This is a genomic window from Timonella senegalensis JC301 (assembly GCF_000312125.1).
GTDB lineage: Bacteria > Actinomycetota > Actinomycetes > Actinomycetales > Cellulomonadaceae > Timonella > Timonella senegalensis.
The window spans coordinates 180,570-192,435 of the sequence record NZ_HE978642.1; the positions used below are offsets into that span (position 1 = coordinate 180,570).

At 63.3% G+C, this 11,866-nt stretch carries 6 protein-coding genes; 5 read left to right on the forward strand and 1 reads right to left on the reverse strand.

The window, feature by feature from the left end; translation table 11 throughout:
• Positions 1–69 precede the first annotated feature (69 nt).
• From HGSM_RS05355 to HGSM_RS05375, 5 genes are all read left to right on the forward strand, one after another.
• The gene (locus tag HGSM_RS05355) at positions 70–726 is read left to right on the forward strand and encodes a vitamin K epoxide reductase family protein (protein ID WP_019147722.1); all 657 of its coding nucleotides are present in this window, start codon (positions 70–72) and stop codon (positions 724–726) included.
• 157 nt (positions 727–883) lie between these two features.
• The gene (gene leuS, locus HGSM_RS05360; RefSeq protein ID WP_081581348.1) at positions 884–3,826 is read left to right on the forward strand and encodes a leucine--tRNA ligase; all 2,943 of its coding nucleotides are present in this window, start codon (positions 884–886) and stop codon (positions 3,824–3,826) included.
• A 204-nt stretch (positions 3,827–4,030) separates the two neighbouring features.
• Entirely contained in the window at positions 4,031–5,533 is a 1,503-nt protein-coding gene (locus tag HGSM_RS05365) for a DUF3375 domain-containing protein (RefSeq protein ID WP_019147724.1), read from the forward strand.
• On the forward strand, positions 5,526–6,356 hold the full coding sequence (locus tag HGSM_RS05370; protein WP_019147725.1) for a DUF4194 domain-containing protein: 831 nt from the start codon (positions 5,526–5,528) through the stop codon (positions 6,354–6,356). The genes HGSM_RS05365 and HGSM_RS05370 overlap by 8 nt, the downstream gene beginning before the upstream one ends.
• A gap of 3 nt (positions 6,357–6,359) precedes the next feature.
• The gene (locus HGSM_RS05375) at positions 6,360–9,848 is read left to right on the forward strand and encodes an ATP-binding protein (protein WP_019147726.1); all 3,489 of its coding nucleotides are present in this window, start codon (positions 6,360–6,362) and stop codon (positions 9,846–9,848) included.
• Positions 9,849–9,915: 67 nt separating this feature from the next.
• Here HGSM_RS05375 and HGSM_RS05380 read toward each other — a convergent pair.
• Positions 9,916–11,866 (reverse strand): helicase HerA-like domain-containing protein (locus HGSM_RS05380; protein WP_019147727.1); only part of this gene is annotated, 1,951 nt, incomplete at its 5' end.

Sequence of the window (11,866 nt, forward strand, 5' to 3'; positions counted from 1 at the left end):
GCGAGGGGAAATGCGTGCCCGCAGTACTAGATTCATCCAGCGCCAACTCACACCCGCGAGGAGACGGCCGTGAACGACACGAGCCCGAACGACATTGACCAAGAGTTCGATTTCTCGGAGGAACTAGAAGCCTCCCGCCGCATCAGCGACCGCACTCTGGGTCTGCTCCTGACTATCCTTGGCGGCGTCGCGTTCATCGCATCGATGGCGCTGTCCATTGAGAAGTACCTCAAGCTCATCAACCCTGACCGCGTTGCGAGTTGCGCGATCAACATCTTCCTAGACTGTTCCGACGCGATGGCCTCAGCCCAAGGCGCCATCTTTGGCTTCCCCAACCCGTACATCGGAGTGGCCGCGTTTGCCGTGGTCGTGACCGTCGGGGTCTCTATTCTTGCCGGCGCTAAGTACCCCAAGTGGTTCATGATTGCGCTGTTCATCGGCACGACCCTTGGCCTCGCCATGATCGTGTTCCTGATCTTCACCTCGATCCACGTGCTACAGCGCCTGTGCCCCTACTGCATGGTGGTGTGGGCGATGATGTTCCCGCTGTTCTGGTACCAGCTGGTCTACCTCGCCCAAGAGCGGTTCCTGCCTGCCTCCGAGAAGACGCGCACTTTCCTCATGCGCAACAAGCACATGATTCTCCCGCTCTTCTACCTGCTGGTGATTGTGTGGATTGGCCTTGGAATGGGTGACGCAATCCTGAACCACATCCGCTACAACTAAACGCTTTTCGACGATTGAGCCGGCCACCAGCACCACGTCACCGTGGGCTGGTGGCCGGCTCAATCGTCGATAATCATCTTCAGCGTGGGCCTGATCAAGCGTTTTGTCACATGAAATAAGGTCCGGCGAACTTGCCCGCGAATGTAAACTTGGACGCGTGAATACTCCAGCCCAATCATTGCCAAACGCCACCGGCGCCGCGCACGGCACCGGTGAGCCAGCCTTCCGTTACAACGCCGCGCTCGCGTCCGAGATCGAACTGCGTTGGCAGGACCTATGGGAGGAGCGCGGAACGTACTTCGCTGCCGACCCTGAGGGTGGGCTTCCAAACGGCAAGGGCGAGTATGCGGACCCCAAGAGCCCGTCCTACTTTGTCATGGACATGTTCCCGTTCCCATCGGGCGCCGGTCTGCACGTAGGCCACCCACTCGGCTACATCGCAACTGACGTTATTGGACGTTACCGCTCGATGCAGGGCGATAACGTCCTGCACGCGATGGGCTTTGACGCGTTCGGTCTGCCTACCGAGCAGTTCGCTATCGCCACGGGGCAGCACCCACGCGTGGCCACCGAGAACAACATTGCGAACATGAAGCGCCAGCTGCGTCGCATGGGCCTCGCCCATGATTCGCGCCGCTCGTTTGCCACCACCGACATTGACTACGTGCGCTGGACGCAGTGGATCTTCCTGCAGATCTTCAACTCCTGGTATGACACTGAGGCCACCAACCCATTCGGTTCCAAGGGTCGTGCCCGGCCGATTGCTGAACTCGAGGCTGAGTTTGCGGCGGGAACGCGCGAGGTCCCAGAGGTTGACGGCGTTGCAGCCGGCTCCTCCTGGGCTGAGCTGAGCCTTGTACAGCAGCGCGAGGTGCTCAACTCCTACCGCCTTGCTTACGTTTCGCAGTCGCCAGTGAACTGGTGCCCGGGCCTGGGTACCGTCCTGGCCAACGAGGAAGTCACCGCTGAGGGACGCTCCGAGCGCGGAAACTTCCCTGTGTTCCAGCGCGCTATGAGCCAGTGGAACATGCGCATCACTGCCTACGCCGACCGCCTGACCGACGACCTCGAGGTCATTGACTGGCCGGAGAAGGTCAAGTCGATGCAGCGCAACTGGGTTGGACGCTCCGAGGGTGCCCACGTGACCTTCACCGCGGCCGGTGAGGACCTCACCGTCTTCACCACCCGCCCAGACACCCTGTTCGGCGCGACCTTCATGGTTGTTGCCCCAGAGCACTCGATCCTCGAGTCCCACGTGCCAGCCGAGTGGCCAGAAGGCACCCGAGAGGCGTGGACCGGCGGTCACGCGACCCCAGCCGAGGCAGTCTCCGAGTACCAGGCAGCTGCAGCCGGAAAGACCGCCGTGGAGCGCCAGGTCGGTGCCAAGGACAAAACCGGTGTATTCACCGGAATCTTTGCCACCAACCCGGTCAACGGCAACCAGATCCCAGTGTTCACCGCCGACTACGTGCTGATGGGCTACGGCACCGGTGCGATCATGGCCGTTCCCGGCGGGGATGACCGCGACTTCGCGTTTGCCAAGGCCTTTGACCTGGACGTCATCTACACCGTGGCAACCCCAGAGGGCTTTGCAGGCGATGAGGCGTGGACCGGCGACGGCGCAATCGTTAACTCGGCCAACAGCGAGCTCGACCTCAACGGCAAGAGCGTTGCAGAGGCCAAGTCCGCGATGATCGCGTGGCTTGAAGCCAAGGGCACCGGAACCGGCACCACCACGTACCGACTGCGCGACTGGCTGTTCAGCCGCCAGCGCTACTGGGGCGAGCCTTTCCCTATCGTCTACGACGAGGCAAACCAGCCGATTGCGCTGCCGGAGTCGGCCCTGCCCGTCGCACTCCCAGACACCCCCGACTTTGCGCCTCGCACATTTGATCCAGAGGACGCTGACTCGTCGCCGGAGCCGCCACTGGGCCGCAACGACGACTGGGTCTACGTTGAGCTCGACCTGGGCGATGGCCTCAAGAAGTACCGTCGCGAGACCAACACCATGCCCAACTGGGCCGGTTCGTGCTGGTACTACCTGCGCTATCTCGACCCAACCAACAACTCCGCAGACGCAACCGCGCCGGCGGCGCCCGCGCTTGAGACCTACTGGATGGGCGCCAACCACAACGAGACTGCCGGCGCCTCAGGCGGAGTGGACCTCTACGTGGGAGGCGTCGAGCACGCTGTCCTGCACCTGCTCTACGCGCGCTTCTGGCACAAGGTCCTGTTCGACCTGGGCCACGTCAGCTCGGTTGAGCCTTTCCACAAGCTCTTCAACCAGGGTTACATCCAGGCTTACGCGTACACCGACTCGCGTGGACAGTACGTTCCTGCCGCTGAAGTAGAGGGGGACGAGCAGTCCGGCTTCACCTGGAACGGCGAGCCAGTCAACCGCGAGTACGGCAAGATGGGCAAGTCGCTCAAGAACATCGTGACCCCGGACGAGATGTATGACGCCTACGGCGCCGACACCTTCCGCGTGTACGAGATGTCCATGGGCCCACTCGACCTGTCCCGCCCATGGGAGACCCGCGCAGTGGTCGGCGCACAGCGCTTCCTGCAGCGCCTGTGGCGCAACGTGCTGGACGAGGAGACCGGCGAGGTCACCGTGCTTGAGGAGGAGGGTAACCTCGAAACCAAGCGCAAGATGCACCGCGCATTCCAGGACGTTGCCGAGGAGATGGAAGGCATGCGCGTCAACACCGCAATTGCCAAACTCATCGAACTCAATAACTACCTGACCTCACTCGACCGCGTGCCACGCGAGGCCGCAGAGGGCATCGTCAAGATGGTTGCCCCTGTTGCGCCGCACATCGCCGAGGAGCTGTGGTCCAAGCTCGGACACACCGAATCCGTGGTCCACGAGGAGTTCCCGAAGGCACAAGCCGAGTACCTCGTTGAGGACACCGTCACCTGCATCTTCCAGGTCCAGGGCAAGGTCCGCGGAAAGGCCGAGGTTTCCCCGTCGGCCACCGAGGCGGAACTTGAGGCACTCGCACTCGCAGACGCGGGCGTGCAGCGCACCCTTGACGGCCGCGGTGTCCGCAAGGTGATCGTACGAGCACCAAAGCTCGTCAACATCGTTCCGGCGTAACCACACCCCGCGCCGCAACCCGCCACGGGTGAGGTGGAGGCAGGTGGTGAGTCGATCGTCGTGAATAAAAACGACATCAATTGAGCGCAGGTGGAGAACACACTCTACCTGCGCTCAATTGCCTACCTGCGGCAGTAAAGTCGAACCCGTGCGCGCAGCCGCGGCTGCGCGCGACCGGACACAAAAGACACGAAGGGACGTGAAATGTCAGTGGTGAACGCGGAGATTGCGCGGGCAAGGCGGGCGTTCGCCCGACCCACCTTGGCGCTCCTGAACAAGGCTCACGCACCCCTGGTCATCGCGATCTTTGCCTCGATCTTCACGTCGCAGCGCAAGAGCGTGGCGGCGGACCAGTTTCACCTCGAAGTGGCCGGTCACCTGGATGACTTGGCAACTCTTAACGACGATCAACTTCCGGAATCTTCAGCGCGCAAGCTCGCTGCGGGTTGGGTGAGGGACAAGTGGCTGGTGCGGTCCGTAGGCGATCAGGGCACCGAAGTGTACTCACTGACCTCCAACGCCCAGGAAGCCATGGACTTTGTGTCACGTGCGGGAGGTGAGCGGGCGTTTGTGTCCGAGTCCCGCATCAGGACCCTGCTCGACACCATGGACAGGTTTGCCACGGACGCTCAGCCCGATCGTGCTGCTCGCGTCCGCTCGCTGAACGCGCAGATCAGGGCGCTGCAAGCGGAGAAGAAGAGGCTCGAGGGCGGCGGCGAGATCGAACCGGCGTCGGCCGAGCGCATGGAAGAGCAGTTCGACAATGTGAAGTACCTGGTGCGTGAGCTGCCCGCCGACTTCACGCGCGTGGCCGAGTCCATCAAGGACCTGCAGCGCGTGATCCTCGCGCAACTTCGCCAGGACGAACGCCCAACGGGTGAGGTCCTGTCGGAGTATATGACAGCGTCTGAGAACCTGTTTGACCAGACCCCGGAAGGTAAGGCGTTCACGGGTGCGCTCGACCTGCTCAAGTCGGACGAGTTGCTGGGGCAGCTCGAACAGTCGATCGAGGCAGTATTGCGCCACCCCTTTGCTCGCACAATTCCGGCCCGCGAACGCGAGCAGTTCCGCTCGATCAAGGCCACGATCCTTGATGCTCTAGGTGTGGTGCTAGCGGAGCAACAGCGGGCGTCGCGCACGCTGACCACCCAGATCCGCAACCACAACCCGCTCCGTGACCGCGAGCTCGACGACGCCCTGCGCGCGGCCGTAGTCGCACTCGGCGAATGGTTCCCGCAGTCCGCTCGCGGTGAGCATGTGGAGGCCTTTACTCGGTTCGAGCGAGCGGGCTTTGGCCGGCTCCGCACTGGATTGCACGACCTTTCGGACGACACGCCACCGGCAGCAATCGACCAGAACGCAGACGTTGAGATCTCCGGCCTCGAACTGGACGAGATCATTGCGATGGGCGGACCCCGGCACCGAGAAATCCTCGCACACGTTGAGGAACTGCTCGCAGAAGCGGACGCAGAGGGGGACGGAGACGTCACGATCGCCACGGCCTTCAACACCGCAGACAATTCCCTCAAACGCCCCGTGGAAATCCTCGGATACCAAGAACTCGCGGCGAGCGGCGGGGGCGAGGGGCTCGCGCCTCTAGAGCGCATCATCGCCATCCGCGCCGACGGAACGCAGCGCGAGTTCATCATTCCGCGCCAAACACTTGAACACCCAGCGAACGCGCAAGGAGCGCAGAGCAATGACTGAAACCACCGAGACACCGCACGAATCCGCTGTTTTCGTGGAAAGCGAGTCGATTGAATCGGCCCGCGACTTCCTGTTCCCCGGTGACCAGGGCCAGCTTCCGTATGAGGCACGGCGGGTGTTCGCGCTGCTCTTGCAAAAGCGTTTTATTGAAGCGGCGGAGGACTCGTGGGCGTGGGAACGCATCCTCAAGTACCAAGACATCCTTGAATCGCGCTTCCACGACATGTTCCTCGAACTCGTGGTGGACCGCGACTACCGCGTGGCCTACAAGGTCCAGGTCCGCCAGGAAGAGCTGAACATCCCGATCCTCCTACGCGATGACTCATACAAGCGCGCCGAAACAATCGTGCTGCTGTACGCCCGTTCTGCCTTCCGCCAGCAGGTAGGCATGGGAGAAGACGCCGCGTTTGTGGACCACGAGGAACTGGTCAACCACGCCATGAGCTTCTTTGCCTCGGACGAGACCAACCTGGCCCTGCGCCAGCGTGAGGTCACCCAGGGCATCGACCAACTCGCACGCGAGGGCATCCTCAAGGAAGCCTCGCAGGAGCGCTACCGGATCTCGCCCATCATCGAGGTCCTCATGCCGATCGAACGCATCAAGGAACTCACAGCATGGGTCGAGGCGCGACTCGCCGAGGAACCGGCGGGGGACTCAGACGACTCGGAGCTGGAGGCCGCGGACGGCGAAGAGCCGGCACAACCCGCCAACAACGAGACTGGACCGGACCTGTTTGGCGAGTCAATCGTCGAAAATCAGGGCGGCGACGCCGCCGGCCAGCCCGCCGCACACGCCGGTCAGACTGAAGACACCGAGGAGTAAGACATGACTTTTGTAGACACACTCTTTGGGCTCATTCCGGCCAACTCCACAGGGCAGCAGTGGGTTGCGCGCTCGATGCAACTGGTGAACTGGGGCGGCTACAACGGCTATCACCAGGTGCCGTTCCACCCGGACGGGACCCTGATTTCGGGCGGTTCCGGAACCGGAAAGTCCACTCTCCTCGACGCGTATATCGCCCTCATGATGCCGCACACCACGCCGTTCAACGGCGCCTCCAACGGCGCGACCACCGGTCGTGCCCGCTCTAAGGACCAGCGCAACATCATCAGCTACGTGCGTGGAAAGGTCGATGACCAGCGTGATTCCTTAACGGACACGCTTAAGGACTCGGTCCTGCGCGGGGACAAAGGCGACACGTGGTCCGCGATCTCGATGACGTGGATGGACCAGTCCAAGCAGCTGTTCACTGCTGTGCGCATCTTCTACGTGCCCAAGGGCGCCACCAAGAACGAGGACTGCACGTTCCGCCGCGCGATCATCCACGGGGCATTCGATCTGCGCGTGCTCGAGCAGTACGCGGTGTCCAAGTTCGCGCCCAGCATCCTTACGGGGACTTTGGGAATGGCTGTGCTGGACACGGACCTCGCGTTCATGACCAAGTTGCAGTCGGTGCTCGGCATCGGTGCGCACGGGGACGGGGACAAGGCACTCCAACTCCTCGCCCGCATTCAGGGTGGCCAGCAGATCTCCACCGTGGATGCCCTGTATAAGCAGATGGTGTTGGAGGAGCCGGAAACGTTCCGGATCGCGGACGACGCGATCGCGCACTTCGACGAACTGACCGCCGTGCGCCAGGAGATGATCCGCGCCGAGGACCAGGTTGAGCTGCTCGCGCCCATCACCACGCTGCGCGTGGAACGTGATGAGGCGCTCGGACGGGCGCTTCTAATCGACGATCTTGGTGCGCTGGGTGCCTCGGGTGCGGCTGGTTCCGCGGGGGCTGGGCCCGAAGGTCCGCAGTTTTCCGCGTTTGGGCTGTGGCGTGACCGCAACGCACTGGACCTACTTGCGGCCGACGTGGCCAGTAACCGCTCTGCCCACGCGCGTGCTAAGGAGGCCAAAACCTCTGCCGGTGCAGCGATTGCGAGCGACGAGGCCAAGCTCGAACTCGTGCGCGACAACCAGCGCAAGAGTGGCGGCGACCAGGTTGAGGCACTGAACCACGAGATCCGCGCGGCCGAGAACGCGCTCGCGGAGGCCCAGTCGGAGCGGGCTAGGTTTGATAGGTCGCTCGATGTCACCGGGCTGACGGTCTCCAAGAAATCTGAGTTTGACGCCTTGATGCGCACGGCTCGCAAGGAGATCGAGGACTCTGCGGACGCTGCCGCACGTAGGCGCGAGGCCGAGTACGAGGCCATGCACGTGCGCCACACGCTCACAGAGCAAGCCGACAAACTCAAGCACGAGATCGGGCTGTTGCGTACCACCAAGGGCAACATTCCTTTTGAGCTTCAGGAAGCCCGTGCGGCGTTTGCGCAGGTCATGGGCGTAATGCCCGAGGATCTGCCGTTCGTGGGCGAGCTGATCGAGATCCGCCCGGAGTTCGAGACCTGGCGCGACGCTATCGGGCTTGCACTTGGCGGGTTCGCCACGACGATCCTGGTGGACAAGGACAACCTGGGGGAGTTCCGCGCCGCGATCAACTCCATCCGCACGGCCCGCCGCGTCCAATTTGAGGGCGTAGATGTGGGGTTGCGCATCGAGGAGCCCACGGACCGCTTTGTCCTGCCGGGCCGCTTGGACTACAAGCACACGAAGTTCACCGGTTGGCTCATCGAACGCCTTGACGAGCAGTTCGGATTTGTGTGCGTGTCCGATGTGTCCGAGCTGGGCTCGCACCGCAAGGCGCTCACTCAGGCTGGCCAGATGAGCCAGGGCCAGCGCGGAGCACACGGTGGCCAGGGCAAGCAGTCCGTCATCGGATTCTCCAACGAGGCGCGCATCCGCGAGCTCGCAGCCAAGCTCGAAGAGACCCGATCGCAGATCGTGGAAGCGTCCGCGATGGTGGAGTCCGTGACCTCCGCCGCCGACGCCCAGCAGAAGAAGGTCGAGGCATTTGGGCGCCTCGTCGACTTCGAGTGGGCCCGTATTGACGTGAAAAGCGCCCAAAAGCTCGCCGACACCAAGCAGACCCAACTGAGCGAGCTGGTGGCCGGGAACGACGTTCTCGCCGAGTTGAAGAAGGAAGAAGCGCAGATCCAGGCCCGACTGGACTCCGAGCGGGTCGCCCTGGCCAAGGCAGTGGCAGCGCTTGAGGCGCTGGACAACGAGCTCGGCGACCTCGCTGACAAGGAAGACGCCGCAAAGGATGCGATCGAGGCCGCCGAGGATCAGGGTCTCGAGGTGACCTCCGAACAGGAGGCGTACCTTGCCGGACTCGTTGCGGGTCTTGAGGATAGCGACTGGAGGGCATCGCTCACCGAGTTTGAGAAGGCAATCTCTCTGGTCCGCGCCGAGATCAAGCACGAGTACGACACTGTCATCACTGCCGCGACCAGCGCGGGAGCAGCGCTCACCCGCACCTTCGAGCGGTTCAAGGAGACCTGGCCCAACCCGAACCTTGGCACGGATCCGGACGCTTCCTACGACGACTTCCGCCGAATCCTTGACGAACTGGAGCACCAGAAGCTCTACGCGATTAAGGAACAGTGGAACCGAAACGTCACCAGGCTATCGGGCCAGGAGTTTACGCGCCTCAATGCGCAGATGACTCAGGCGTTGGACCAGATCCGCACTCGCATGGCGCCCGTAAACGACATCTTGTGGGAACTCCCATTCCAGGATGAGGGACACCGGCTGCGCATCAGCGCCAAGGCCACGGAATCCATGGACATCAAGTCGTTCCGCCGCCAACTGCGTGAACTTGCCACGGAGGTGTCTGGCGAGCAAACCCTCAAGCAGCGCGAGACTCGTTACCGCAAGATCGCGGACCTGCTGGCCCGCATCCGGCCCGAGTCCAACGAGCGCCGCCGCCTGATCGATGTGCGCGAGCATGTCCGCGTGGAAGCTCTCAAGGTCGACCTGGCCGGTAACGAGGTGTCCGTGTTCGACCACATCGCCGGCAAATCTGGTGGTGAGAGCCAGGAACTCGTGGCCTTCATTGTGGGTTCCGCGCTGCGCTACCAGTTGGGTGACTCGGACGCGGAGCGTCCTCGCTACGCGCCCGTGTTCCTAGATGAGGCGTTCATTAAGGCCGACTCCCGCTTTGCCGGACGCGCCGTCACGGCCTGGCAGGGTCTCGGCTTCCAGCTCATCATCGGCGCGCCCCTGGACAAGGTCTCCGCGCTCGAACCGCACATGGCTCTGCTAATCCAGACCGTCAAGAACCCGGCAGGCCTAACCTACCTCACGTGGTCCATCCCGTCCGACTCCGCCACGGATGAACCCCACATTATCGACGATTCACCGACCCAGATGGAGACGCCCCTGTTGGATTCACTGGTGGATTCCGCTGAGGTATCCGCAGATTAAGGTCTCCTGTAAGACGGAACGCCGCGCTGAGAATGCTCAGCGCGGCCTTCCGTTGTTGTTGGAATGGTTAGCGCCTGCGGGTGCCAAAGATCGTTCTGGTGATCTCGCGGCCCAGCTTGGAGCCGGCGGACTTGAGGAATTCCTCGATCCCATCCTCGAGGTCGAACTCCTTGGAACGGGAGCGCGAGCCGGTGGACTTGGTGGAGCGTTTGGACTCCTGATTGCGGGCCTTCTCCGCGTCGCGATCCAGTTTCTCTCGCAGTTTGTTGAGTTCGTCGAGTTGCTGCTGGGCGGCGCGGTCTGCGGCCTCGTTCTCGGCCCTTTGCTCCGCCTCGATCTCGCGAGCCAGCTGGTCCGCCAGATCCTCGCCCGCAGGGGCCGTGGAGCTCGCTCCGCCAGGAACCGAGGCAGAGGAACCCTGCGACGTTGGGGCCGGAATATCCGGCGCTGCGCCGGAGATCCGAGCCGTGAGGATCTCGTGGGCAGACTGATTGTCCACGGGCGTACCGTAACGGGCTATGCCCGGTGAGCCGCTGACAATCTGGTCCGTCACAGCGGCTGGGGCCGGATCCATGGAGGACTGGGGCGCGCGCACGCGCGTCCAGGCCACCGGGGTTGGTGCACCCTTCTCGTTCATGACAGTCACCACGGCCTCGCCGGTGCCGAGCGACTGCAGGAGCCGCTCGAGGTCGTACGGAGAGGTGGGATAGGTGCGGACCGCGGCCTTGAGGGCCGAGACGTCGTCCGGGGTGAACGCGCGCAGCGCGTGCTGGACGCGGTTACCCAGCTGGGCCAGTACATCGGCGGGAACGTCCTTGGGTGACTGGGTGACAAAGAAGACGCCCACGCCCTTGGATCGGACCAGCCGGATCGTGGTGATGACCTGGGCCAAGAAGTCCTTGGACGCGCCCTTGAAAAGCAGGTGGGCCTCGTCAAAGAAGAACACGAGTTTGGGCTTGGGCTGGTCGCCGACCTCGGGAAGGTCCTGATACAGATCCGCCAGCAGCCACATGAGGAACGTGGAGAACAGGGCGGGGCGGTCCTGGACTGCGGGGAGCTCAAGCGCGGAGATGACGCCCCTGCCGTCCGGTGTGGTGCGGAGCAACTCGGCGGTGTCGAAGGCGGGCTCACCAAAGAACACGTCTGCACCCTGGGACTGGAGCGTCACGATCTCGCGCAGAATCACGCCCGCGGTTGCCGAGGACACGCCGCCGATTCCCTTGAGCTCGGACTTACCCTCGTCCGAGGTGAGGTAGGTGATGGTGGTGCGCAAGTCCTTGAGGTCCAAAAGCGCGAGGCCCTTGGTATCTGCCCAGTGGAAAATTAGGCCGAGGCTCGACTCCTGCGTATCGTTCAGGCCGAGCGCCTTGGAGAGCAGGAGCGGGCCAAAGTCGCTGACCGTGGTGCGGATCGGGACGCCCTTCCCCAACCCTCCGAGCGAATAGAACTGGGTGGGAAAAGCGGTTGGCACCCAGTCCTGTCCGATCGAGGCGGTGCGCTGGACGAGTGCCTCATTGGGGGTCGCGGCGGTGGCAAGCCCCGAAAGATCGCCCTTGATGTCCGCGAGGAACACTGGGACGCCCGCGGTGGATAGGCCCTCGGCCATGCCCTGCAGTGTCTTGGTCTTACCCGTTCCTGTGGCCCCTGCGACGAGCCCGTGACGGTTGAGCATGGAGAGCGCGAACCCGACCTGCACGTCCTTGTTGGGTGCGATCTCCCCGCCGATCTCTCCCTCGAGTAGTGCACCGAGGGGAAGCACGCCGCCTTTGTAGGCGTAGGCGGCGGCAACCCGCGCGGAATACTCGGAGAGTGGGGCGGGAGAGGCCGGTGTTTCGTTGGGCGCCGGTGTTTCCGCGGGTTCCGTGGGCTCCGCAGCTTCCGCTGGTTCCTCCGCAGCCCGCGCTGCCCTCGCCTCGGCCGCCTCGAGCGCGGCCTGTGCGGCCGCCGCACGGGCGTTCGCAGCCTCTGCTTCGGCTGCAGCAGCCTGAGCACGGAGCTCTGCGAGAGTGGCGTTGTCG

What these genes read in the sequence shown, in the direction of transcription:
- HGSM_RS05365 (WP_019147724.1), top strand. Translation starts at nt 4,031, where the DNA reads ATGTCAGTGGTGAACGCGGAGATTGCGCGGGCAAGGCGGGCGTTCGCC.
- HGSM_RS05370 (WP_019147725.1), top strand. Translation starts at nt 5,526, where the DNA reads ATGACTGAAACCACCGAGACACCGCACGAATCCGCTGTTTTCGTGGAA.
- HGSM_RS05375 (WP_019147726.1), top strand. Translation starts at nt 6,360, where the DNA reads ATGACTTTTGTAGACACACTCTTTGGGCTCATTCCGGCCAACTCCACA.